The 24,657-nt window shown below is 49.0% G+C and carries 21 protein-coding genes; all 21 read right to left on the bottom strand.

The window, feature by feature from the left end; all coding sequences use genetic code 11:
* Positions 1-190 precede the first annotated feature (190 nt).
* The 21 genes from PKO01S_RS01130 to PKO01S_RS01230 all read right to left on the bottom strand — a co-directional run bounded on the left by PKO01S_RS01130 (position 191) and on the right by PKO01S_RS01230 (position 24,612).
* Positions 191-415 carry a hypothetical protein gene (locus tag PKO01S_RS01130; protein ID WP_127529437.1) on the bottom strand — a complete coding sequence of 75 codons (225 nt, stop codon included), beginning with the start codon at positions 413-415 and terminating at the stop codon, positions 191-193.
* A gap of 313 nt (positions 416-728) precedes the next feature.
* Positions 729-2,642, bottom strand: coding sequence for a pentapeptide repeat-containing protein (locus tag PKO01S_RS01135; RefSeq protein WP_127529438.1), 1,914 nt, complete (start codon positions 2,640-2,642; stop codon positions 729-731).
* A 2-nt stretch (positions 2,643-2,644) separates the two neighbouring features.
* A complete protein-coding gene (locus PKO01S_RS01140) occupies positions 2,645-5,305 on the bottom strand; it encodes an NHL repeat-containing protein (protein ID WP_246070393.1) in 2,661 nt (886 codons plus the stop codon).
* 807 nt (positions 5,306-6,112) lie between these two features.
* Positions 6,113-7,060 carry a TIGR03943 family putative permease subunit gene (locus PKO01S_RS01145; protein ID WP_127529440.1) on the bottom strand — a complete coding sequence of 316 codons (948 nt, stop codon included), beginning with the start codon at positions 7,058-7,060 and terminating at the stop codon, positions 6,113-6,115.
* The gene (locus PKO01S_RS01150; RefSeq protein ID WP_127529441.1) at positions 7,057-7,968 is read right to left on the bottom strand and encodes a permease; all 912 of its coding nucleotides are present in this window, start codon (positions 7,966-7,968) and stop codon (positions 7,057-7,059) included. The genes PKO01S_RS01145 and PKO01S_RS01150 overlap by 4 nt, the downstream gene beginning before the upstream one ends.
* A gap of 79 nt (positions 7,969-8,047) precedes the next feature.
* Positions 8,048-8,656, bottom strand: a complete 609-nt coding sequence (locus PKO01S_RS01155) for a GNAT family N-acetyltransferase (protein ID WP_127529442.1) — start codon at positions 8,654-8,656, stop codon at positions 8,048-8,050.
* A 21-nt stretch (positions 8,657-8,677) separates the two neighbouring features.
* Positions 8,678-9,448 carry an aminoglycoside adenylyltransferase domain-containing protein gene (locus PKO01S_RS01160; RefSeq protein ID WP_127529443.1) on the bottom strand — a complete coding sequence of 257 codons (771 nt, stop codon included), beginning with the start codon at positions 9,446-9,448 and terminating at the stop codon, positions 8,678-8,680.
* 158 nt (positions 9,449-9,606) lie between these two features.
* Positions 9,607-10,590, bottom strand: a complete 984-nt coding sequence (locus PKO01S_RS01165; protein ID WP_127529444.1) for an aldo/keto reductase — start codon at positions 10,588-10,590, stop codon at positions 9,607-9,609.
* A gap of 90 nt (positions 10,591-10,680) precedes the next feature.
* Entirely contained in the window at positions 10,681-10,854 is a 174-nt protein-coding gene (locus PKO01S_RS01170; protein ID WP_174818530.1) for a hypothetical protein, read from the bottom strand.
* A 61-nt stretch (positions 10,855-10,915) separates the two neighbouring features.
* Positions 10,916-13,405 (bottom strand): choice-of-anchor A family protein, encoded by a 2,490-nt coding sequence (locus PKO01S_RS01175; RefSeq protein ID WP_127529445.1) that lies wholly within the window; start codon positions 13,403-13,405, stop codon positions 10,916-10,918.
* A 77-nt stretch (positions 13,406-13,482) separates the two neighbouring features.
* Complete coding sequence (argC, locus tag PKO01S_RS01180; RefSeq protein WP_127529446.1) at positions 13,483-14,436, bottom strand: N-acetyl-gamma-glutamyl-phosphate reductase; 954 nt, start codon at positions 14,434-14,436, stop codon at positions 13,483-13,485.
* A gap of 179 nt (positions 14,437-14,615) precedes the next feature.
* Positions 14,616-15,086 (bottom strand): GNAT family N-acetyltransferase, encoded by a 471-nt coding sequence (locus PKO01S_RS01185; RefSeq protein ID WP_127529447.1) that lies wholly within the window; start codon positions 15,084-15,086, stop codon positions 14,616-14,618.
* 71 nt (positions 15,087-15,157) lie between these two features.
* Positions 15,158-15,721 carry a histidine phosphatase family protein gene (locus tag PKO01S_RS01190; protein ID WP_127529448.1) on the bottom strand — a complete coding sequence of 188 codons (564 nt, stop codon included), beginning with the start codon at positions 15,719-15,721 and terminating at the stop codon, positions 15,158-15,160.
* A 283-nt stretch (positions 15,722-16,004) separates the two neighbouring features.
* Positions 16,005-17,096: a polysaccharide deacetylase family protein gene (locus PKO01S_RS01195; RefSeq protein WP_127529449.1), complete on the bottom strand. Its 1,092-nt coding sequence runs from the start codon at positions 17,094-17,096 to the stop codon at positions 16,005-16,007.
* A gap of 453 nt (positions 17,097-17,549) precedes the next feature.
* Positions 17,550-18,728: a copper amine oxidase N-terminal domain-containing protein gene (locus tag PKO01S_RS01200; protein ID WP_164779409.1), complete on the bottom strand. Its 1,179-nt coding sequence runs from the start codon at positions 18,726-18,728 to the stop codon at positions 17,550-17,552.
* Positions 18,729-18,897: 169 nt separating this feature from the next.
* Entirely contained in the window at positions 18,898-19,296 is a 399-nt protein-coding gene (locus PKO01S_RS01205) for a VOC family protein (RefSeq protein WP_164779410.1), read from the bottom strand.
* A 223-nt stretch (positions 19,297-19,519) separates the two neighbouring features.
* Complete coding sequence (locus PKO01S_RS01210) at positions 19,520-21,526, bottom strand: extracellular catalytic domain type 1 short-chain-length polyhydroxyalkanoate depolymerase (protein ID WP_246070394.1); 2,007 nt, start codon at positions 21,524-21,526, stop codon at positions 19,520-19,522.
* 373 nt (positions 21,527-21,899) lie between these two features.
* Complete coding sequence (gene mnmH, locus PKO01S_RS01215; protein ID WP_127529452.1) at positions 21,900-22,946, bottom strand: tRNA 2-selenouridine(34) synthase MnmH; 1,047 nt, start codon at positions 22,944-22,946, stop codon at positions 21,900-21,902.
* Positions 22,947-22,975: 29 nt separating this feature from the next.
* Positions 22,976-24,028 (bottom strand): selenide, water dikinase SelD, encoded by a 1,053-nt coding sequence (selD, locus tag PKO01S_RS01220; protein ID WP_127529453.1) that lies wholly within the window; start codon positions 24,026-24,028, stop codon positions 22,976-22,978.
* Between the two features lie 118 nt (positions 24,029-24,146).
* Positions 24,147-24,446, bottom strand: a complete 300-nt coding sequence (locus PKO01S_RS29710; RefSeq protein WP_407669603.1) for a DUF3888 domain-containing protein — start codon at positions 24,444-24,446, stop codon at positions 24,147-24,149.
* On the bottom strand, positions 24,427-24,612 hold the full coding sequence (locus PKO01S_RS01230; protein ID WP_127529454.1) for a hypothetical protein: 186 nt from the start codon (positions 24,610-24,612) through the stop codon (positions 24,427-24,429). The genes PKO01S_RS29710 and PKO01S_RS01230 overlap by 20 nt, the downstream gene beginning before the upstream one ends.
* Between the last annotated feature and the right edge of the window lie 45 nt (positions 24,613-24,657).

Consider the following 24,657-nt stretch of genomic DNA (forward strand, 5'->3'; position numbering starts at 1 on the left):
CAAGCTTTTCAAACTGAATATAACAGAAAGTGTATATGCTGTATAGGCTTGTGTAATGTATGTTTTTGTTAAAAGATTAATGTCGGTGCAACGAGGATATCTAGCGATGTAATGGATAGATTCGTTAACGCAAAAAACAAAAAGCCGCATTCCATGCGACTCTCATTCCATTCCAAGACGTACATACAGATTACTTTACTTTCATCCTATAAAACCGGGTCGACATCTCATACAGAATCGCTTCTATCGCATCCGTAATCACGATGTCCCCTCCTGTCTCCGCTTCATATTGTTCACACAGCAATCTAAGAGGATTATTGTCGGCCAAAAAATTGGACTCCATCCACTCCATGTCACCTTCGTATGCGCCACAAAGTTCCTTGTCAGTCAATCTGGCGAAAAAGTCCAAATCCATTCTAATTACCTCTTTGCCTGGAAGTATGATTCTTCGGACCGAAATCCGAGTTCGATCGCTGCAGCAGGCGTCTCCCTATCCGCATATATCACCTTATTCGATGCTTCTTTCAACTGTGCCTGCACACATTCATGTAGTTCTCATTCATGCGGTCCATGTTCAATGGGACAAGATACGTTTATCGTTCCAGAAGGTTCCCGTTCTAAAATGGCTTCCGTTTATTGCTTTGCTTGCTCTGTTTTCTTTTCAACCGAATCCCAACGAAATATAGATCCCGCTGGGATTCGGTTGATTAACGTCATTAAGCGCGTAACTAGCTCTCTTCGTTCGCCCCGGTTGCCATCAGACTCAAATGGCACGGACCTCTAGATCCATCCGGGCATGTGGTGCCTGAAGTCGTGTCACCTAGCACAGTAGCGGTGTAATGGACAATGAACGGGATTGGTTTGCCATAGTAATCCGTGTACACTTGTTTGAAATCGCCCGGTGCAGTCGATATTACGGCATTCCGCATATCAAGCCCATCCATATTCGCACCGGTACAATCCACTCCACGTATATCCGCTTTATAGAAACTGGCATCCTCGTTAGGCGGTTGTGTGCTTGGCGTTAACTGCGCCTTCTTGAAACTAGCACTAATGACAGTTGCTTCACTGAAATTGCTGCCGGACAGTTGCGCGTAATCGAAATCGGCTTGAATGAGGACCGCTTTATTGAATTTGGTCATATTCATCATCGCGCCATTCGCATTCGCCTTGGCGTCTGGATCGAGTGCTGCATACGTCATGAACAAGGCGCCGGAGAAGTCCACTCCGTCGCAGAAGGCGCCGTTCAAATTCGTATCGATCATGAACGCTTCCGTGAGCAATGCGGCTTCACGCTTGCCGGGATCGCCGTGTTGTCCCTGTACCATGCTTTCGGAGATCAGATAAGCACTGTCCAGGTTTGCAAGTGAAAGATTGGCGCCGACCAGCTTCGCTCCTTTCAACCGCGCGTGCATAAGCTGTGCTCTCTCTAGGTTGGCCCCCTGGAGCTGCATTTCGTACATGCGGCTCCCAATGAACGAAGCGCCTTGTAAGTCTTTCTTACTCAAGTCCAATCCGCTCGGCAGCAGCGCATAGTTCGCATTCAACGATTTCAGCGTATCCGGAATGTCCTTTATCGTTGCTTCGGACAGTTCCAAATAGGACCAATTGTCGCCGAGAAGCTTATAAGGAACGACAGCCTGCACGAAGGAAGTGCGGCCGGACTCGCCTCGCGTAAAGTCCGGCGGATACTGGTAAGTAACCGTCGTCAGATCGCAATGATCGAATATCGTATTGTGCATAATTGCGCCGTCGAGCTTCGTGTTGACCAGCGATGCGCCGGTCAGAATCGCGCCGGTCAAGTCCGCCCCTCTCAGATCGGCTCCGTCCAATACCGCGCCGGTGAAATTCGCGTACGTTAGATTCGACCGGGATAGATTGACATCCTGAAGTTTGGCGTTGATCAACTTCGCATGGGATAGCTGCGCCTCCGAAGGAAGTATCTTCCTTAAATCGGTTCCAGTAAAATCGGCGTTGGTGAAATCGGCGCCGTGCAAGCTCTTACCGTCGAAGATTGCTTGCTGGAGATTCGCGAAAGGAAATCTTGCGTTCTGAAAGGATTGCACTTGAGAGAAGTTAGTCCTGCTGAGCACGGCATTGGTGAAATCCGCGCCGTCCAGGTTCAAGCCGGAGAAATTTTTACCGGACAGATCCAGATCTTTGGCCGATTTGGTAATAATCAGAATCGGCAGCAGATCACCATCTACATGGAAGGACGTTTCTTGTCCGATTGCTACAGTGCCTTTGCCGTAACCAAATTCTCTCGGATACCAGCCTCCCTCAGTGACTTGCACATACTTGCCGTTCAAATGGCCGGCGGCGCACTGCAGGGATATTTGGCCGTGCCCTTTATTAATAAGCCGGAACTTCTGCTCGTCACCGATCTGATCGGACGTGTATTTGTAATAGTCATACCACAGATGCATGTTGTCATCAAAGTGGCTGTTCCAATACAACCCGTGACCAGGCTCCCTCAACGCGATCAGATCGCCGCCCAAAGGAATGATATCGATAGAATTGTTGGGATTGCCATAGCCGGCGCACACGACAGAAAATCCGCCTGCGTAGTTCCATTCATGATCATATCTGCTTGCATAGCCGAGTCCGTCAACGGACAGCGACCATCTTGTAATTGGATCCATCCTCATCCATCCTTTCTTGGCGTGTGCGGTGTCCATTCGCTGACCGAAGGCTCCGTCCGCCCCGCAGGGGAACTGATTTGTTGGAAATTAAGGGTATACAGATTGCGCCACAAGTCCACGGAGAGCGACGCTGCGACCAAGCCTCGCTGAGTAAGCAAGTGGTTGCCGGCGGGCGTGTAAATATCCAAGTTATATTGATCGGCTTCATAGCCGTTGCCGTATTGGCTTAAGACGTAGATATGGCCTTCAATCTCCACGCTCATGGCAAGGTATTTCACGTCCTGTGAAGCGTCATGATTGATCAGAGTAATCCAGTACGGGTGACTAGAATCAGCGAAGGCTGCGACCGGATGTCCGCCGCGGCTGAACGCTTGAATTCGCTGATTGCCCTTCTCCAGCACATAGATCGTCTGATTCGGCGCGATGGTTACGAGCTCCGGCTGCAGAAGGAGCCCTTCCCTTGTGCCTGGTCCGAGATTGATCGTCGCCCAAGGTGCTTGTCCATCCGGGCTTCCGCTGGCAGGCAAATGTAAAATCTGCATGACCGGATAATCCGGATTAACGGCAACGACATAACCATTGGAGTGGTACGCCATCGATACCGGCTGCAGATTGAATCGGCCCCAGCTCTCGGTTGCCGCCAGATCGAATTCGCGCTGTGGGCTGTCTTGCGGGATCGATGCATCGTTTACCGGTTTAATGCGCCGAAGATGGAAACCGCTCTCTGTATCTCCTGTCGGGTCTAGATAGAAATATTGTGTAGATGATCCGCTGTCCGTCCCGAACTGCGGGTATGCAAGCAGCGGTGCTTTGTTAAAGCCGGCAGGGACGTTCATCACGCCTGCATTCGGGTTCGGACCATACGCAATGTTCTTGAATGCATACAGCTGCTCACTATTCCCGTCGTCGCCATCGACAGGCGGGATATTCATGCCGGAAGCTTGCCACGCGTAGCCGAGCAGGCCGAGATTCGAATTGAGCGTCAGCCCCGCCAAGCTCTCCAGCACATGTCCCGTCCCCCCCGTTCCGAGATCCTCTGCCGTCTCGGTTGGCGCTTTAGGAGTTTGCTGCCAGGAATACTGGCCGCCTTGTTGGACCAGCAGCTGGCTGTGGCCGTAGGTGGTCTGTTCGCTCAGCGGATACAGCATTTGCTTCACAGCTACCGAGGCGATCAATTGTTCCTTGCCAGGGGTAAGCAGATTATCCATTTCTTTCGACTTGCCTCCGCCAACCAGCCATCCTTCTTCGGAATAAACCGCAGCGAGGAACGTCACTTTGCCGCCGACCGGAATATTTTTTAGTTCGAATGAAACACTAGCCGCCTTCGGATCCGGAATGTCGCCTCTGTAAGTACGGGTCGTGTTGTCGCTATATTGAGCCGTTACAATGTAATAAGATGCGGTAGCTGCGAATTCGGGCTGCTGACCGTCATCTGCTGCGGCATTCAACGTTATGGAAGCATCCATCGTGAGGGTCAATTCAAAATCGACCACTCTCGGTGCAGCGATGACTTCACCTACCGTCTGGGCTAGCTGAGCGACGGTTCCCTCCAGCGCCAGAGCCTTCAGACCCCACCCTACAACGGGGATCGCTTCTTCGACTTCTTCCACTGCGAGTATCGCTGCCAGTTCGGCGGCAAACTCGGTACCGGTAAGCAGCTTGGAGACAATCCGATCCGCGATCGAGGAGATCATGTTCTTCACGTCGTTGCCCGTGTTGCTCGAACCATCGATGATATCTTTGACGACCGTATAGATCGAATAGACCGTAGGCGCGATAAAAGAAATTTTCTTGAATAGCGTGTCGAACATCTTGCTGCTCTCGGTACCTACTGTCATGATCAAAGACACGGTTGGAATGACCAAGTCCAACAATGCGGTCGCCCCGATCCCAATCCATGCCGCCATGGGGTCCGCATCGGAATGAGAGTTGCTGTTGCCGAGGCTCCCGATGGATAGACGGAGCTTGCCGATGGGCTCAGCGGACGGCAATTTCATCGAGATGATGGAAGAGGCTTCGCTTACAGGAATGCCCAAGAAGGTACCTTCTGCACTGACGGTACTGATGAACTTCACTGATTTGCTGCCCAATATGAGCTGCCCTGCTTCATCCAATGCCTCCAACCATTGCTGTACATCGAGAAGATTCTCACCTTGGAGGATGTTCAGAAGTGCATCCGTATTGATCTCGATTGGCGTGACGCCGTCCCCTTTGTAGAAGGTCGCATAGACGGACATATGCCGGATGAATGAATTCGTCACTTTCAGGTCAATCTCGAATGAATCCTTCAGCTTGTCTACCTTAACGGAAACGCCATACTGCGGTCCGCTGTCTTTCAGATTATAGTGATAGCCGCCTGTGCTTACTGCTGAATCGGTCAGATTAGTGTGAGCCGTCTGCTGAATATGGCTGACGCCTTGCTGAACATTCCAGCGCACACCTCGCAAGGAAGAATCGCTGTATATCCTCTTCTTAATGCCAGCAGATGCGCCTGCGGTTAAGTTCAACAAGTAAGGATGCAGCTCATAGGTGAAGTAAGGCTTGCCATTCTTATCGAGAATGGTCTGGCCATTCTCGTCCTTCATGATCGTCGGTGTATTCCAGTTGTCCTTAAGACTTTCGAGCATAAAGACCATGTCGCTTAGTTCCGGTGTATCGTCCATGTGCTGGAGGACCGTTTCCGAGTGAACTGGCGTGAGGACCGTAATGCTAGGATTGAGGAATAATATAGATTTGGCTATATCGGTTTCCGTGAATACCTTACCGTTAGCCGAAGTGGAGGTGGAGATGGCGGTTGCTTTAAGTGTTGGGATACCTTGATGATCAGGCGGGCCATAAACACGTATCATTTGGACTTTGTCGCTGTCATGCGGCACGGAGGCGCAATAATGAGTAGGATATAGACCATTCGAACTAGAAATGAAGCTGCTGACGCTCAATGAGCTGCTGTCGTGCTTGATAAGGGGGTACGAGACAGATCCTACTTTTACAATAAACGGACCTTCCTGTCCTTCTTCGCCAAGAAATCGGAGATCGTAATGAATATCGAGATTTCTGACGGTTTGTGCACTCAGATTCATAAATTACCCCTTTCCTGAATTGGTATCTCTGGAAGCGTTATCCTGTCCTTGCAAGCTCATTATAGTAAATAGGCTGTTCGTGTGTATTGAGTCTAAAGCACTATGAAAATAAGATAAATAAAACCCGCCAGTCTAGTGACCTGCGGGTTTTAACGGGTGTATTGGATCGCATGCAGCAAGCGCTCTTCTAATATCTTCGTTCTATTGAGCAGTCCATGAAATTAACTTAATTCGGTTGTTAACGAAATGAACTCTCCAGACTTACCTAACACGGTTTCCATTTGCTTTACCGGTTCCTTTTCTTTGACTATATTGAGATTAGTGGTTTCCTTTTGCAATTGGCTATTAAGTTGAGTTGCCAACTTTCACTGGTCAATCCAAGTGGCATTTTTATGAATTGCGATAGACATACGGTTCCTTCGGCTGCTCGATTTCTTCCCACTTGGTCACCTTCAGTACTGGAATCGTCTGCTTGAATGGCTGGTAAAATTCGAGAGCCATCTTCCCGGATACTTCAACCCACGTGTCATCCTTGAGGGTTACGTTGCTCGGGAACTCAACCTGCATGCCAAATACACCAGAGTCAGCGACGCAATGGATAAAACCGTAACGGAATACGAAAGCATGCACAGGATCAGCTTGTTCGCCTTTGTACACGAAGCCTGTGAAATTTATCGTCCGGCCGACGAACAGATTCGGATAGTTATAGATGGACTCAAGCCCCTTCAAGTAGTTCTCGTCCGCCAGCTGGATGTCGGACAAGAATTGAAAGTCTTGTAAATCTTTTCTCGACACTTCCTTATAACTCTCATCACTGTAGAAAACACTCATATCCGCCTTCAAGAATTGATGGAACCCTGGATTGTTCTCTGACACATTGATTTTCGGGAATGTGAAGCCTTTCGCTTTGATAAAGCTGGAATCGAGTGTCTGGATGGGCAAGAAGATGCCAGTCACAACCGGAAAGAATAGCACGGCATAAGTAAAAGCACGCGACAGTTTCGTCCGGCCGGCATGAGTATGATTGTGTCCATGATCATGTCCGTGATCATGTTCGTGTTCATGATCACATGCATGAGCCTCTTGATGACTGCAGCAGCATTCAACAGCAGGGTGCTCGGCGTGCGAATGTTCGTCAGAAGCTGCTGCTCCCTTCTGTTTCTTACGGTCCAGATCATACTGCCGAATAATTTCGAAGATAAATAGAATGAGCAATAACACAATGGCAATGATCGAAAGATAAGCGTATTTGATATTAATATATTTGTTCAAATTGCCTTCGAGATGAATAAGCAGAAACATTAACGCTAGACCTACCAGTATCGCCATCCGAATCATCCGAATACCCCCTCAACTACAAGCGAAATACTCAGTGTACAAATGACGGTAAGCGCGATCAATGCTGCGACGAACTTGGTACGGAAAACACCGAGCAACATTAACGTATTTTTAATATCTATCATTGGTCCAAAGACAAGAAACGCTGATAATGGGCCAACGGAGAAGGTGGTTCGGAACGACGATGCGATAAAGGCGTCTGCTTCTGAACAGAGCGACATGACAAAGGCAAGAGCGATCATAATAAGCGAAGCTGTAACAGGATTGCCGCCCCAATGAAGCAGCGTTGAGGTTGGAATAAAGATCTGCATGCTGGCAGCGATAAAAGCGCCAAGCACAAGAAATTTGCCTGAAGCGAAAAACTCCTCAATCGCATGCACCATAACTTCATAGACTCGCAAGTACCATGCTTTTCGTGGTTTGACTACCACTGCAACATCTGAAGCGGCGGCTGCCTCAACCGGATAGGTCCCCTCTTTCAAAGGAACTGTCTTGAACATATAAGACAGAGCAAGAGCAACGACAGTGGCAACAACGACAGCGGAGCCGGCACGGATGAGTGCCATCTGCCAGGTATTGCCGAAGGCGATGAATGTAGCGTACAGCACGATCGGATTAATAATGGGTCCGGTCAACATGAAGGAGATTGCAGCCGGAAGCGGTACGCCTTTATACAGCAACCGCTTCGTTATCGGCACTATCCCGCATTCGCATGCCGGGAAGAATAAACCGATGAAACAGCCGAGAAGCGTGGCCAGAAAACGGTTGTTCGGCATAATACGTGCGATGATCCGATCGGAGACAAAAGCTTGGATAAGCCCCGAGATTATCGCGCCGATTAAGATGAACGGAATCGCTTCCATGACCATGCTGATAAAGACCGTGTTCAATTGCAGAAACGTTTTCATTCTTGCTCACCTGATATTTCTATTATAGTAGCGGTTCCTTCGAACAGCTTTACTATTATCATAGATTTTTCCAAGAAACTCAAGTGATCGGCGGGAAGGTTGAGTCCTGCACAGGAAGACCGCGAAGTTGATCGATATATTCATCCTTGGTTAGTCCGAACAAGATGGAATCATGATATTTGCCGTTGAGGTAGAACACTTGGCGCCGAACCCCTTCTTGGACACAGCCTACCTTACGGAGCATGGCAGCCGATGCCTCGTTCCCTTCAAGAACGTAGTCATTGAACTTATGAAGTCTCCGCTCGAAGAACGCATATTTCAGAAGCATATGAACGGCACGGGTACCGAAGCCTTTGCCGCGGTGCGGCTGATCAATGACGATCCCGATGCTGAATGTTCCGTTCCTCTCGTCCATACTGTTTAGATTAACGCCGCCAATGATATCTTCATTCAAGCTTTCAATCGTAAACATAATTCTTCTATTTGATGAAAGAAAGTCTGCATTCTCCTCTGCAAACCTTCTCGCACTTGATAGGGTAGGCGGCAATTCGATTGCACACTCGAGCATTTGCCTTGCAGGAGTATCGAATGCACTCGCATAACAGCTTTCCCAATCTTCCGGTGCGATCGCACGCAATCTTATTGCTTCGTCTTGCCAATAGTAATGGCTGTAATCCATCTGCAGCATCGTACCCCTCCTCTGCTTCAATTAAATGTTACTTGTTCTAGCGACTTCAATCTCAAACAACATGTACTCAGCAAACCGGATGTATTCACTGCTTGGTACATTGTTATCCACGTTCTCCTCGCCCCTATATTGATTCAGGCAACCAGCTATCACCACTGCGTATTGTGGTATCGTTGCGATGCCCCATTCTCCGCCTTCTTCTTTTGATGACACGGCTCCCTCCCTCATGTACATAAGCACTCGGCATAGATTTAACGTGTAATAAACCGGGGAGTCCACGATCGATTTCGGAGCCTCTTCGATATCATTCATGATGGATTGGATATAATAGTCCCGTTTAATCGGTTGAAAAAGACTATGTATCGGCTTGCCTATTATAGTACGGCCTCGATGATAGATAACGGTAAGATGTGCAGCAAGGTCCGGGTCCGTGAATCCCCCGCAGATGTAGTCCTCATCCGTCCGATATTTCTCCCGATGATAACCCGAATAATGAAATTCGAATGGAGTTGGGTAGATAAAATCCGTAACTACGGATTCCAGAATGACGCTGAGTTCAAATCCTCCTCCGCCCGGTAATTCATCATGTGCGGCAAGCAACATCTTGGCGAGCTGTTGCTGCACTTCCTTCGTGAGCTTATGTTGAATGACGACCAATAGATCCATGTCGCTTCGATCCGGGTTGAAGCCCCCCATCGCTAAAGAGCCGTGCAGATAGACGCCGACTACGTTTTCTTTCAAAATCTCGCTGAATCTTGCAGATAATTGATGTAATATCCTCTCTGTATTCACTCGCCAACTCCCCTTGATTGATTGATGTCATTGCTTCAAAGTATACTTTCTCTCGGTAAAGCCATATAGGCAAAGAACGCATATAAATAAAAAAGACTCCGGTGCAAGGAAGCAGCCGAGAGTCTCTTCATTATTAATTTCATACAACACATACGGGCTTAATAAGCGCCGCGAATATATTCGTGGATCTGCTCTTCGTAAAACTGCTGCAGCCGTTTATGTTCTTCGGCACTGAACGGTTTCACAGCCAGCGCACCGAGATTGTCCTCGACCTGGCGAGTGTTCTTGAAGCCCGGGATGACGCAAGTAATTTCTTTGAAGTCCAGCAGCCAGCGGAGGGCAGCCTGTGTCATGTTGCCGCGGCCTTCTGCAATCCAGCCGAGCTGAGAGGCAAGCTCAACGCCTTTGTTGAATGGCAGCCCAGCGAACGTCTCGCCCACATTGAACGCCGCACCGTCACGGTTGAAGTTCCGGTGGTCTCCCGCTTCGAAAGTCGCATTAGCTGTAAACTTACCGGTCAACAGTCCGCTAGCGAGCGGCAGCCGAACGAGCAGTCCGACACCGCGTTCGCTTGCCAGTGGAAGCAGCTCCGCAATTGGCTTCTGACGGAAAATGTTGAAAATAATTTGCAGCGCCTGCACGCCGGACTTCTCTAAGCAGAACAAGCCTTCTTCCACCGTCTCCACGCTGACGCCATAAGCACGAATTTTGCCTTCCTGTTGAAGCTTGTCCAGTACTTCGAATACTGCGCCTTGCTTCAATATTTCAAATGGCGCACAGTGAATTTGATACAGATCGATCGTATCGCGCTCCAGCCGCTTCAGACTATCCTCGCACCACTGGCGAATGCGCTGCTCTGAATAAGTCTGCGGATCGTGGATATCCCCCTGACGGCAAAATTTCGTGGCGATGTGGGTTTGGTCTTCCTTCCCCTTCGTGGCACGGGCAAGCAACCGCTCGCTCTTGCCGTCGCCGTAGACGTCAGCTGTATCAAAAAAGTTAACGCCTTCATCCATCGCCTTGTCCAAGGCGCGCAGCGATTCGGCGTCATCCGTCTGCCCCCAAGAGCCTCCGATTGCCCATGTGCCGAAGCTGATCTCGCTAATTTGCAAGCCCGTTCTGCCGAGCGGACGTTTATTCATATGCGCATCCTCCCTAATCCTAACAACGTTATCGTATCGAATGTATTGTAACAAATGATGGGTTGAATGCGCTATCTCGAATTGGCGGCGCTAGAGCATCTCTCGCAACGCTTCTCTTGCCACCTCGCGGTCGTCGAAATGAATCGTTCCATCCTGCGTGATCTGGTATGTCTCGTGCCCTTTGCCTGCAATAACAATAATATCGCCATCCTTCGCCATCGCTACGGCATTCTTAATCGCCTTAGCATGTTTGTCGTAAACCAAAAAAGACGCCCATCCTCTTTGAGGCGGGCGTCTTTCTTCGCACTTCAAGGCTCTTATCTGGTCACTCTTCCTCTTCCTCGACATTAACCCGTACCACATTTGAAATTAAGCCTGCACGGAAGCAAGAAGCTCCGAATCGGAATTCGAATAATATCGCTGCCTGATTCAGAATAATGCTGCTTGCCGGCTCTGCTATAACATTGACCTGGAAGGACAGCGTTCTAGTCGTGCCGGGTCCTATCGTACCTAGGGGAACGCCGACCTGCGGATCCATTTGCGGAACTCCGTCTACGATCAGACTTCCCGAAATATACTGCAGCTGAGGATCCAAATTATCATAGAAGATCGCATTAGTTGCGGTTACATCAGGCGACAGATTCGTAATGATCGCGCTGTACGTAAAGCTTTCGCCTACCTTAATCAATTGCACGTCAGCCGCTTTCACGAAATTAGCGAAGTCTGATACCCGAATTGCCGCTACAGGATTCGAAATGGTGTTGGAATTGAACGTTTGAGCGGACACCTGCTGGTTCGGTTGCAGAAATTCGCCTTTGACTTGACAGCTGTTAACGAGATTGCCGGTTCCTTTGACAAGCAAGTCGAATCGTACGAATGCGCCTTGATTCGGGATGATAGGTCCAAGGCTTATGCCCTGGTTCGGGTCGGCATTCAAACGCAGTTCATTGTTGACGCGAACGGTACCCGGAATGAATACAGCGTTCGCAGGAAAAGCGTCCGTCAGCTTCGTCCGCACGGATACGGCATTACCGTCATTCACAACAAAAATGCTGTATGTGATGCGCTGCCCGACAAATAACGTAACATCGAAGAATGTTTTAGATACTTGGAGGCTCGGAAATGCTTTGACTGGTGTGATCGGCACCGTCACTATACTTGTAGTTACGATAGGCTGTACATTACCGTTCATGATCGGAACCGTCAATCCAATGATCGGCGGAAGCGTAATGCCAGGCACGGTAACCGATTGATTCAACAGTATTTTGCCACTAGAGGTCGTAAGCGGTCCCTGAACCGGCGTCTGGCCTGGAGCTGGCGTAATCCCTGGCTTGAACACCGGCAGCACAGGCAGCATCTGACCGACTACCGGCGTGACTCCTTGCAGGCCCGGGAAGGAGATTTCTCCTGGGGTACAAGTCGCAGGTATCGTACCCGGCGGAACCGCTATAACGACTCCCCGGTTGTTGATCTGTCCATTTGGCGGGAAGCCTGCAATAAAGACTTGGAACTGAATCGTTACGACCTGACCGACAGCCAAGGTGCCGATAACGACTTGATCCGTAATTTCAACCCCGCTGAAGCGCCCACCCGCTACAATTAGACTTGACGGGACAAAAACAACATTCGGCGGAAGCACTTCGGCCAATATTGCTTCAGCAGGCACAGTGCCCGAGTTGGAAAGTTGAATGGTGTAAGTAATCGTATCCCCGATCTGTGCGGTTGTCACATTCGGGGTTTTCGTTGCAGTAACGAGAGGTCCTCGAACGGCCGGCGTCGTGGTAGAACTTGTGCTCGTGGTGGAACTTGTCGTGGATGTAGTCGTCGTTGTCGTTGGAACGGATGTTGTTGTCGTGGTCGTTGGTACAGCAGTTGAAGAAGTTGCGGTAGTTGAAGTGGTCGATGTTGTTGATGCAGTCGTCGTTGTTGTTGTTGTCGTCGAGGTTGTGGAAGCCGTTGTTGTCGTTGTGGAAGTAGGCGGAACAAACGGAAACCCCGGAAGACAGCCAAGAAATGGAAAATTGTGCGCCTCCAAAGTACCGGTTACGTTCGTTAACGAGTTCGCTACGATCGTACCGTTAATATTGCCGAAGCCTATCGCCTCCCAATCCGCATAAGGGGCCAATACCGAACCGATAATCGAAAGATTTTGGTTGAATGCGGTAACGGCTTGGTAGAAGTTCCATAGAATGAAGGCTCCGTCTTGCGGCGTAGCTGTCACGCCATTGCGGAAGATCGTGTAGCTCCCGAATCCGACGTTATCGCCTGAGACATTGATGACGATTGTAGAACCTGCCGGGGCCACGATATTGATGCCGTTGGCGGTGTCCAGACGCAGCCCTTGCCCGTCCACATTATTACCGTTAAACGTAAATATGTTTACGTCAGGGTCATTGCCCGTCAGCACGATTTGCCCGAAGTTTTCGGTAACCGTACCGTTCGGCTGAATGGCAGCCATGTCGAGAGATAGTTGAGCCAATTGCTGCTGTACCGCATTGAAATCGATCGGGCTATCGACAAGCGGCTGTCCCGGTACCCCGTTATTGTTGGTCATCGTGTAAGTTATAACGGTGCCCGTCGGATAAATGATCGTATTGCCAGAGAAATTCGTTCCTTGCGAAATATTGATATTGCCTTGCACAATGAGATCGGGTCTTGTCGTCGATACTGGAATCTTATCGCCTACGCCGTAGCTCACATAGGTTGCGTTCCCTCCGACTGCAACCCTTCCCTCTGAATCGACGAACGACTGGGTATGATCCCCAAACACAAATACGTTAAAATCATTGGCGATGCCTAGATTCGTACAGGCCATCAGCTTCTCCCCTCCTCAATGCCAATCAAAGCATTGGATGCTAACTAAGCATATTCAATGGGGATCAGGCATAGAAGTTAGTTTTCCAGACCATATCCCTCATCAAAACCTAGCATGAGATTCATGTTCTGGATCGCGGCGCCGGAGGCTCCTTTGCCTAAGTTATCGTATCTAGAAATAATATGGATCTTGTCTTTATGTCCGAATACAAAGATCTCCAACCGATTGGTGTTGTTGCATTCCGTGATCTTGAAATGTCCTTCATCCAAGTACGCTTCTGAGTCGTACGGCATGACCTTTACAAATCGCTCCGATTCATAGTACTCCGCTAATACTTCATGAACGTCTGCGGCAGTAGAATCTTGGGGCAATATTCGGCTTAATAAGGGGATGGACATCGCGATACCTTGCGCGTAGTTCGCTTTAATAGGCGTGAATAAAGGTTCAAATTCAAGTCCTGAATAGAGAGCCATCTCGGGTAAATGTTTGTGTTGATGTTGCAACGCGTAATGTCTGGGCACATGAAGTTGCTTGGAAGCAGCGAAGGATTCGTTCTCGTATTCCTCGATCCCGCTTCTCCCCGCTCCCGAATAGCCGGTTATGGAATAACACGTAAGAGGATAATCCCGCTGCAGGATACCGGCTTCAATTAGCGGTCTGACCATCAGGATAAAACCGGTCGCGTGACAGCCAGGTACGGAAAGCCTCGATGCAGAACGTATGGCTTCCCTATGACCTTTCAACTCCGGTATACCGTAAACCCAACGTTGATCCGTTCGAAACGCGGAGCTGGAATTAATGATTCTTGTTTTGGGATTCCGTACAAGCTCTACTGATTCTTTCGCAGCCGAATCCGGCAGACAAAGAAACACGATATCGGCCTCATTGAGATAATGGCTTCGCTCATCCTTATCTTTTCTTCTAGCCGAATCAATTCGAAGAACTTCAATATCCTGTCGGCCCGACAGCTCCTCGTAAATTTGTAAGCCAGTCGTTCCTTCTTGACCGTCGATAAACACTTTATGTTTCATAGGTCTCCTCCTAAATAGTGAATATTATTACGTTACAGTGTATAAATATACGTTTATATCTTTTTTTAGTCAATCATTTCTATCTCCTTAATCGCGAGTTACTATCAGCCGTTTTTGTTTCCCAAAATGAAAAAAGCCGCATAGAATGCGGCTTCTGATGAATATGTAATATCGTGTTATTATTTAACGTTCGGCAATCCTAAATCCATCGTCATATAGATGCTGTTCGGATCTTCTGTATAATCCTCGAAAGGCGCGCAATATTCAAATCCGAGACGCTCATACAAATGAACAGCCGGCTTGAACAAATCGGACGAACCCGTCTCCAAGCTGATTTTAGTATATCCGCGTTCCTTGGCTTGTCCAATGATATGCTCTAGAAGCGTTCTAGCCACACCTTTACGAAGATGATCCGATGCGGTGCGCATTGATTTGATTTCGCCATGTGTCTTATTCAGTTCTTTCAGAGCTCCGCAGCCGAGCAGTTCTTCACGGTCCCATACACTCCAGAACGTAATTTCTGGGCTCCGCAGTCCGGTCAGATCGAGCGCATGACAGCTTTCTAGCGAATCGGCCTGCATGCTTTCGAAGTGCTCCTTAATGAGCTCGGCTATTTTCTCACCTGTAAGATCGTCTACTTTAATTTCCATGTTGAGGTCTCCTGAAGTTCAAAGTAATTGTAGTATACAATACAAGTGAAATGGAGGATATACAAACGGATTTACACAATCATCCGATAGACGCCGGCCTCACCAAGAAAATCCTCTCTCGTTAACCCTTCTTCTCCAAGCAATATCCGATAATTCGTAATCGTACCGTCATGCGAGATCACAACGATTCTCTTATAGCGGTCTCCGATCCAATCCAGCAATTGGTTAGCATATTGTTCGAAGATGTCCTGTTCAATCCGGTTAATACCTTCGGTCCAGCAATCTATATCGAAGTCGATAATGCTGACGTCCTCATATTGATTAGTAATTTCCTTTTTCGTAAGAATGTGATCACAGGTCAGTGTCGGCAGTTCTGGACTTTGCGGGAACATTCTCGGTCCTACGAACGGAGTAATAATAAACTTCATCCCCTCTGTCAACATAGCCGCTGTTTCAATCGTCCGTCTCGTCGGACTGACCAGAACCAGATCATCCGCTTGGATATGGATGGTACGGCGCAGCAGTGTAACCTGATGCTTGCCATACTCCGTGAGACTGGGGTGTACAGTGTTCAACTGACTAGGATAATTCAGAAGATGTTCTCCATGGCCATGCCGAATAAATAGAAACTCCATTATGTTTATCCTCCAATCCCATAAGTGAAATTTGAGAAATTGTATCATACCGCATCCATTAATTGGATTCATTAATTTGATTAACAGCTATTGAGCAGGCTAATATCAAGATTTTAAGTCCTTCTTACCTATTCAGGTCGAAGAACAGACATGACAACGAGCGATTCGAAGGTTGTTTCATTGAACAAACTGTCTCTTAACGGATAGATGATCCGAATGTGGTAAAAAGAAAAACCATCATCCCTATGGACGATGGTTTATAACAACGTCTTAATTAATTACATTAATTTATTTCTAAATAATCAAGATAAACATCCCAAGTGCCGTTATCCGTCGTACACACGAGCTGAATTTCCTGATTGCCGGTCCCTGTGCTCACATTGTTAATGGTGTAGACCGCCGGACTGCTTCCCCCATAGTAGAACGAGCCTTTGGTCACTCCGCCTATCTTCAGGTCCACCCTGGCCATGCTAGAGTTGCTTGATGCCCCGCGAAGCGAGAAGCTATGAGTGCCAGTCGTAAAGTTCTGTGTGAACTTCACCAGATCATTATTCGCATACAACGCGACACCTGTGAACGGCGAACTAATATTGCCCGTGTATTGGCCGGCTTTGGTCATGCTCTCGGCTTCCGTCCTCGTGGCTGTGCTTGGAGGATTTGTCGTGCCTCCGCCGCCGCCCGTGCTTCCGCCGTCTGGTGCGACTGCACGGCCGGTGCTTGTCGAGATCATACCTGCACACATTTTACGGCTGGCAAGGTTCTGAGCAATTTGAGGAATCGCCTGAAGCGTCGTTTGATATTGATCATGCATAAGGATAACATCACCGTTCTGCATTCTGCCTACAGCTGCAACGATTTGAGCCGTGCTTGCGCCATTCCAGTCGCCCGAGTCGACGTTCCAGATGACTTCCGTCAGTCCATTCTGAGCTTCAACGGATTTGAGAGTGGCATTCGTTTCGCCGTATGGCGGACGGAACAACTTCGGTGCCGATCCTGTAGCCGATTGAATCGCCTGCTGCGTGCGCGTAATCTCCGACGACATTTGTGCGCTGCTAAGCGAAGTCATATGCGGGTGAGTGTAAGAATGGTTGCCGACCCACATTCCCGCCGCTACTTGAGCTTGAACAAGAGACGGATTGTTTGCAGCATTCTGCCCAAGGTTGAACATCGTCGCGCGCAAACCGTTTTGTTTCAGTGCATTAAGCAAATTGGTTGTGTTGCTAGGATTAGGACCATCGTCGTAGGTTAATCCAACATACCCGTTCGAACAATCCGCTGCGAACGCTTCGTCACCGGAGACGACCAGCGAACCCGTAATTAAGGACACAGCGAGCGTACCGATTGCCGCCCATCGCTTTACTTTCGTTTTAAACATTATTCTACCTCCTTGTGAATGGTGAGTATGGTTGATCGCGTCACTCCGAGCCGCTCCAACTCTCTTTACCGCATCAGGGATATTTCTATGGTGAGGTGTACCCTGTACACGGAAGAATCGACCACTTCCTTCCATAACTATATTTGTAAGCGATTGCATTAGTGATTTTATCAAAGGAACCGTTATTTTATCACCTAAAAAATTTAAGCTTTTACCGAAAAAACCTTAGCGATTTAGACAGGAAAACCATTCAGCATGTACAAAATAGCACTGATTTGATGGCAACCTATACCCTGTTGATATTTACTCATCCGCATATTAAAAGCAGCCGGTGATTGACCGGCTGCTCCTGATTGTGACGATAGTCCGTACCTACCTACTCCGATTCAAACGGATAAGACGATAGAACTAATCTAGCAGGACAATGTCATTGCCCCCTTATTACATATTCGATTACTCGGCAGTTAAGCTGCTTTTAGTCAGATCTGATAACTTATAGGCTAATAGGCCATCATGATTCGCCAACGGGCTGTTATCTTTAAAATAAAGCGTGCCGCCGTCCCGTTTCACAAATTGCAGCTCGTCGCCGTGGTATGGTACATCATTCGTCGTCGCGTATTCCTGGCCTTCGGCGTTCAGCAGCTTTTCGTACAGCTTGACGCTAGCCCTGGATTCACGGTCGACAAGTGTCAGCAGCCCGGATCGATTCGGCCGGATGAGCAAGTAATCGTCCGCGATGCTCTCGATGGAATAGGACTCCTCTTCGCCGCCAAGCTTGACCAGATTGAGCGTCTGTTCCACATTGCCCGTACCGTCTTGTATAATACGGAGCGTCTTGCCATCCGTCAGCAGCAAATGCTGATCATACGAGGTCACGTTCTGCCCGAAGCGCTGCCAATAACCTGCGTCCGCCTTACGGATAACGGCCCCGTTCTTCAACACGAGCGTGTACAAATGTTGGTTGATATGCGGCTCGCCGTACACGTCTTCGATGGTCAAGTAGACAAGTCCGCCCTTAGTCGGCTCAAATTTTATCGACACGAGGTCATTTAATGGAGAACCGAGATCGGCAAGCTTCACTTTAGCACCGTTCTTGCCTATGCCGGCGAACAACTCTCCCGTACTTCTATCTACGCTGTACGTCCGGCCCGCATAAGTTTCACTTACGGTTCCTAATACAACATCGTTGTCATTCTTGTACGTATGCAATTGTTTGGCGCTGAAGACATGACTCTTCGCGTCCCAGGAGACAGAGTTGCCCTCAAGCACCATAACGACGAATCGGCCGCTAAGGTATAGCTTGTCTTGGTACAGGAACGGAGCGGGCATTCCTCTGACCTGTCCGCCGTCCAATACAGCAGAAGTGCTGCCAAGTCGTACGGCGAGACTCCTACCGTTGCCTGTGAATTCAGCACGCTGATGAGACTTGTCCCATTTCAGATGCAATCCAGCTTGTTCAAGCGTATCGGCTTGCACGTAGACGGTGCCATTTTTGACGATTGCATTGCTGAGCGTACTCCCTCCGTCTTCCCAAGTCAGCCGCGAATAAGCCGGCGTTCCTGCTTGAGCAACGACCGGTACCATCAGCGAGACGGCAAGCGCTGTTCCGACCAGCCACTTCAGTTGTTTCATCGTGTTCATCGCCTTTCGAGTTCGTTCTTGCTTGTCATAGGCTACGGCTGCGAACCGCATGAACTCTATTTGGACACCTTTACTTAGATTGAATCGGTTATGATCGGATAACGGAAAAACCGCTCCTTAAGTCCTATAAAAGAACGCGAAGTTAAATTACAGTTGTTTCTTACCCGATATAACGCAATGCTTCAAGCCGATTGCCATATAAGTCTTTGAAAACAAAGTACTTCAGCGTTCCGCCATGCTCGCTCACGATTGCTTCCGCTTCAATTCCTTGTTCTACAAGGCATTGATGGGTCCTCTCGATATCATTCACGTTGAAACAGACGACTTGATGAGATTGACCGTTGCGAGTGAATGAGGCAGTCGTGTCATCATCCGTCTTCACAATGAGAAAACCAGGCGAGGAAGGCGCTGGATCCACTTTCATAGCCGCGAACCGGCCGCTAGTTTCTTTAAAAAGAAGCTGAAACCCTAGTTTATTGCAGTACCAATCGATTCCCTCATCCAGATCCTTTACAGGAACGTACACATTGCAAATGGAATCAAACAAACGCTCGTTCATTATGACTAATTCCTCCCTATATTTGGATGAATCACTAATCATTATAAAAGAACATATGTTCCGGGTCAATGGGACTAGCATATGTAAGGTGAGTGAATTTAAGTTTACATACTTATTATTATGTTAACTATTTTATTAAACTAGAAGCATATGCCAGTTGCACATGCTCCTAGACTTTTTATTTGATCAACACTTCCGGATCATTCATAATTCGAGCATAACGTTACGGCGTAGTCCCCCACACCAGCGTTCCGCTGGAATAAAGCGTCACTTTGTTCCAATCGGCAAAAACCGTCTTCGTCCCGTCGAACGAGTAATCATTATTTTCGTTAAAATTCGACCAGTCGGACTTCGAGATTCGCACCTGGATGTCGCCCGTCTGACCCCCTGCTGCGATAGATCCAGCACCAGCGCTGAACGAAAGTTCGAGATACGTTTCGGCATTCGTTCCGCTAGCGCTTGCGAAAGCACCGCTTACGTTAGCTGTTCCGATCTGGGCATAGTCGGCATAGAAATTCAAGTTTGCACTGCTGTCTTTCGTAAAGTAATAGCGCAGTTTCAGACCGCTCAAATTAACGGCGGATGATCCCGCATTTTTAATATTAAACGTGGCGTAAATTTGGTTATCCGTTGCATTGGCGTTGTTCAGTTTGTATTGGGCAACGAGCGTACCCGTGCCAGTACTGCCTCCGCCGCTTGTTGGCACTGCGCTCGCTTGCGTGGAATTCGAACTCTCGCCCGCGCTGTTCGCTGCACTCACAACATAATAATACGTCGTGCCGTTCGTCAATGCCGTATTCGTATAGCTAGTCGTTGTTACTCCTGTCGCCACGTTCGTGTACGGACCGCCGCTCGTCGTAGAACGCTTCACCGTGTAGCTCGCCGCGCCGGTTGATGCTGTCCAGCTTAAGGCCACTTGGGCATTTCCTGCTGTAGCCGTCAGCCCTGCAGGTGCGGCAGGCACTTGTACTTGCGTGCCCGAAGTCGGCGTTGCGCTTGCTTGCGAGGAATTCGCGCTCTCGCCAGCCGAGTTCGAAGCACTCACAACGTAGTAGTACGTCGTTCCGTTCGTAAGACCTGTGTTCGTATAACTGGTCGCCGTTACTCCCGTTGCTACGTTCGTGTACGGTCCGGCGCTCGTCGCAGCCCGTTTAACTGTATAGCTAGTTGCTCCTGAAGAGGCCGCCCAACTTAAAGATACGCTTGCATTGCCCGCTGAAGCCGTCAAGCTTGTCGGCGCTGCAGGCGCTGTCGTTGTACCGCCGCCGCTGTTCAATCCAAGGAAAGCAATCGAGTAAGCGATCATCCCGGTCTGCGGAATGCTATGGCCAACGCCTTGTACGCTGATGGCTTCGACTGGCGGTTGCGCGGTACTGTTGCCGTACCGGGTACGGGTCCAAGTCGATTGCGGGCTGTCAGTCAATGTTGGAGTTGCGGAGACGCCGTGCAGGTTGGTCCACTGTTTAATTTCTTCTGCGAAGTTGTTGTAGCTAAGCGTCGTATCCGCTGTTCCATGCCAGACTTGCATGCGCGGATAGCTGCCGGTATAGCTTGGATACATAGCGCGGGCTGCATCACCCCACTGTTGAGCCGTCTTGGAAATTTGGCCGCCCGAACATTGACTGTTCCAGAAGCTGGTGGCGGAGCCGGTGGCGAAGCAAGTTGCAGGAACGCCCATGAACGCCGTACCTGCGGCGAAGACATCCGGATACTCGGCTAGCAGGACGTTAGTCATCATAGCGCCGGAAGATGCACCTATCGCGTATACTCGGCTGCTGTTAATGTTGTAATTCGTCTTAGCCCACGACACCATCGACAAAATGCTGACTGGGTCGCTGCCGCCGCCGCGAGAGAGCGCTTGAGGGCTCCATACATCAAAGCAATTGCTGTATTGGCTGTGCGTGCTCTCCGGGAAAATGATCACGTAACCATACTGCTCAGCCGCCGTGACGTAGTCGCGGGCGTACCCGCTATACATGGCCGATGCTGAGCCGGAGCAATAATGAACCGCTACGAGCAAAGCCGGGTTGGCAGCTAGATTACGCGGCTCATAGACGTACATGTTCAAGCCGCCAGGGTTGTTCCCGAACGTTGTAATGCGCGATAGCGTTCCCGGTGTTACACCTGCCGGCGAAGCGGATGCGGTTTGAGATTGAGACGGGGGAATTACCAGACAGGTCAACAGCAGAAGCGCGCAGAACAAGCTAATCATTCTTGACTTTAGAAGCATAAATATACCTCCTCACAATGATAAGATGGTTCAGCTCCATTCCGTTTTGTGTCCCGGTCCCCCTTTCTTTTCTATTGGTTGTAAACGGCTACAAATTTTATGCTATTATCATTTGCCGGAAATCTGAACGCTACAAAATATAGATTATACTGCGATAATTTAACACATTGGTTCCTTCGCTATTTGGGACAGTTTGATTATTGCATAAAATAAAAAAGCCCGCGAATAACGCGGACTCTTTCGGATGACTGGAATATGAAAGGTTCGTCCCTCTTCCAATGCTGCACTCCGTTACAGAACAGAAGCATACATAGGGTTCATGATGTGATATCTATGCTTAAGTTTACATAATGATAGTTATGTAAACTTATTATTATGCTGTTCCCTGCTTAAGGTTCAGTTTATCCATAATCTGAACAAAAGCTTCTTCCACGCTTGGCGCTTCGATCCTGACTTCCTTCGATTGCGTCTCGTATTGCTCTTCCGAATAAGTGTAACGCGGATCATAATAATGGATGAGCAGCAGCCGGATGGCGTTCTCGAATTGGTCTTCCAATAAGCTGGATTCGATCTCGGCAGCTACAGGTGTATGAATGCGCCTCTTTACTTGATGAAAGGCTTTAATGTAATGTTCCTTGTATACGGCAGGCTCATAATCGTGCAATATTTGCTGGATTCTAGCCTCAAGCGGCAGCACCAGTTGAACCGGCGTGCCCTCTAACTTCTTCTTGACGAGAAATTCAGGCAGCACGACTCTGCCGATCCGTTTGCTTTCCGCTTCGAAGAAGAAGAAAGGCTGATCTTTCAGCCGGAGCAGTTCCTCCAGCAGCAGCGCTTCAAATGTCTTCTGATTCCGGGGCTTCAATCCCGCCTCTCCGAATATAGAACCGCGGTGACCAGCCAGTTCTTCCAGATCGAGCACCGCTTGTCCCGCTTCACTCAGCTTCTTCAACAGTGCAGTCTTGCCGGTGCCAGTATGGCCATGAAGAACATACGCTTCCTGCGGCATTTCGCAATTCTCAAGCGTCTCGATAACCCACTTACGGTAAGTCCGAAATCCGCCGACGAGCCGGTAGGCATGGATATCCATCAACGATAGCACGGTTGCGGTTGTACGGCTCCTCATGCCGCCGCGCCAGCAGAATACCGCTTTCTTCCCTTTGATTTCGCCGAATTGACGAATGAAGGCTGGAAGCTTCGCCGATACGATCTCGAGCCCTCTTTGTTTGGCTGCCTGGATGCTGGTCTGCTTGTATAACGTTCCGACTTCAGCACGTTCCTCGTCGGTAAATAACGGAATATTGACGCTGCCCGGGATCGTGGAGTCCGCAAATTCGGATTCCGACCGGACATCGATAACCGTCAATTCATGCCGGTTGCGGAGCGCGTGCAGTTCTTCTAATGAGATGTCTTGAAACAAATGATTCGCCCCTTCTTCCACTTCGGCTCTTATAGCGTTACTTCGATTTCACCGGGATGCCGGTCAGAAACTTCGCCAACGATGCCCGCCTCTACGCCGTCTTGACGAAGCGCAGTAAGCAGATCTTCAGCCTGCTCTGGTGCAACCGAGATTAATAGTCCGCCGGATGTAACCGCATCGCATAGAATAAAACGGTCGATCTGATCCATTTCCTCTGCGAAGCGGATCGAAGGCGATACGTGAGCGAAATTATTTTTTGTCCCGCCGGGTACAAAACCATTCTCTGCCAACTCTCTTACCCGAGGCAGTACCGGAACTTGCGATTTCACGATATGAATGCCAACTCCACTGCCCTTAGCCATCTCCAAAGTGTGCCCCATCAGCCCGAAACCCGTCACATCTGTACAAGCGTGTACGTCGTACCCTTCCATGATTTCGGCTGCTGTTTTGTTAAGGCCAGCCATGACAGCAGTAACCCGGGCGATCTCTTCTTCCGTTAATTGATCTTTCTTAATCGAAGTCGTCATTATGCCTACGCCAATCGGCTTCGTGAGAATAAGCTTGTCGCCCGGCAAGGCTCCTGCATTCGTCTTGACCCTCTCCGGATGGATAATTCCTGTAACCGCCATCCCGAACTTCGGTTCTTTGTCATCAATGGAGTGTCCGCCTACAAGCGTAGCGCCTGCTTCGGCTACCTTATCTGCAGCACCTCGCAATATATCAGCCAAGATCTGCTTGTCTAGTGTTGCAATCGGGAATGCCACAATATTTAATACCGTTAAAGGCTTGCCGCCCATCGCATAAATGTCACTGATAGCGTTCGCTGCGGCAATTTGCCCAAAAGCATAAGGATCATCGACGATCGGCGTAAAAAAGTCGACCGTTTGTACGATAGCCAGCTCATCCGTTAATTTAAACACGCCTGCGTCATCGCTTGTATCGAGACCTACCAGCAAATTCGGATTCGATACGGCTGGCGGGAGCGAACGAAGCACTTGCTGCAGATCGGCCGGTCCGATTTTGCAGCCGCACCCGCCCTTGGAGGACAACGATGTCAATTTGATTGATTGTTGTTCGGTCATATTCACTACTCCCCTTCAATGTGGTTCCTCTATGTATAAATCGTACCATGATTTAATGCAGCACCGCAAAGTCAAGTCAAAATAAAAAGAACCGCTCCAGGCGGTTCTTAATATCGTTTTATTCCTTCAATACATCCTTCCAGTTGGGAGGAAAATCCGAGAGTTGAGGCCCCTTGACATGCCGCCAACCCCATAGCTTAACATAATCTGTATTTTTCGCTGATATTTCGAAGTACAATATGTCTGTCCCTACTGGAATATGGGGGCCGACGGTCGGATGAACTTCTAACGTAAGCCGAAAACGATACCCTCGAAATCCATTGATTCTTTGCATATCGATGACGTCGACAAAGTATGGGTATACCTCTGGCGAATAGGTCAAAATGCCGGCATAAATCTTATCGATTTGCTTTATCAATATGCGGGAGAAGAAGTAAGATCAACATATCCTGCAGCATTAATTCCTTTGAGTCTTCCTGATCATTAATGAGATTAATCGAACTTGCTGCATGCCAACCTGCCTTCGATTCAATCGCCCCCGACAGCAAGAGGATCATGATAAACGATACGATGAGCCTTCTCATGCATGTTCCCCCCCGATGGAGGGTAATCTTCCCGCCTTACGATCA

The organism is Paenibacillus kobensis NBRC 15729 (genome assembly GCF_004000825.1).
Taxonomy (GTDB): domain Bacteria; phylum Bacillota; class Bacilli; order Paenibacillales; family Paenibacillaceae; genus Paenibacillus_T; species Paenibacillus_T kobensis.

What these genes read in the sequence shown, in the direction of transcription:
- PKO01S_RS01185 (WP_127529447.1), bottom strand. Translation starts at nt 15,086, where the DNA reads ATGGAAATTAAAGTAGACGATCTTACAGGTGAGAAAATAGCCGAGCTC.
- PKO01S_RS01155 (WP_127529442.1), bottom strand. Translation starts at nt 8,656, where the DNA reads ATGCTGCAGATGGATTACAGCCATTACTATTGGCAAGACGAAGCAATA.
- PKO01S_RS01130 (WP_127529437.1), bottom strand. Translation starts at nt 415, where the DNA reads ATGGATTTGGACTTTTTCGCCAGATTGACTGACAAGGAACTTTGTGGC.
- argC (WP_127529446.1), bottom strand. Translation starts at nt 14,436, where the DNA reads ATGAAACATAAAGTGTTTATCGACGGTCAAGAAGGAACGACTGGCTTA.
- PKO01S_RS01190 (WP_127529448.1), bottom strand. Translation starts at nt 15,721, where the DNA reads ATGGAGTTTCTATTTATTCGGCATGGCCATGGAGAACATCTTCTGAAT.
- PKO01S_RS01150 (WP_127529441.1), bottom strand. Translation starts at nt 7,968, where the DNA reads ATGAAAACGTTTCTGCAATTGAACACGGTCTTTATCAGCATGGTCATG.
- PKO01S_RS01165 (WP_127529444.1), bottom strand. Translation starts at nt 10,590, where the DNA reads ATGAATAAACGTCCGCTCGGCAGAACGGGCTTGCAAATTAGCGAGATC.
- PKO01S_RS01135 (WP_127529438.1), bottom strand. Translation starts at nt 2,642, where the DNA reads ATGGATCCAATTACAAGATGGTCGCTGTCCGTTGACGGACTCGGCTAT.
- PKO01S_RS01140 (WP_246070393.1), bottom strand. Translation starts at nt 5,305, where the DNA reads ATGGACGATACACCGGAACTAAGCGACATGGTCTTTATGCTCGAAAGT.
- PKO01S_RS01230 (WP_127529454.1), bottom strand. Translation starts at nt 24,612, where the DNA reads ATGAGAAGGCTCATCGTATCGTTTATCATGATCCTCTTGCTGTCGGGG.
- PKO01S_RS01210 (WP_246070394.1), bottom strand. Translation starts at nt 21,526, where the DNA reads ATGCTTCTAAAGTCAAGAATGATTAGCTTGTTCTGCGCGCTTCTGCTG.
- PKO01S_RS01175 (WP_127529445.1), bottom strand. Translation starts at nt 13,405, where the DNA reads ATGGCCTGTACGAATCTAGGCATCGCCAATGATTTTAACGTATTTGTG.
- PKO01S_RS01195 (WP_127529449.1), bottom strand. Translation starts at nt 17,096, where the DNA reads ATGTTTAAAACGAAAGTAAAGCGATGGGCGGCAATCGGTACGCTCGCT.
- PKO01S_RS01145 (WP_127529440.1), bottom strand. Translation starts at nt 7,060, where the DNA reads ATGATTCGGATGGCGATACTGGTAGGTCTAGCGTTAATGTTTCTGCTT.
- PKO01S_RS01200 (WP_164779409.1), bottom strand. Translation starts at nt 18,728, where the DNA reads ATGAAACAACTGAAGTGGCTGGTCGGAACAGCGCTTGCCGTCTCGCTG.
- PKO01S_RS01205 (WP_164779410.1), bottom strand. Translation starts at nt 19,296, where the DNA reads ATGAACGAGCGTTTGTTTGATTCCATTTGCAATGTGTACGTTCCTGTA.
- selD (WP_127529453.1), bottom strand. Translation starts at nt 24,028, where the DNA reads ATGACCGAACAACAATCAATCAAATTGACATCGTTGTCCTCCAAGGGC.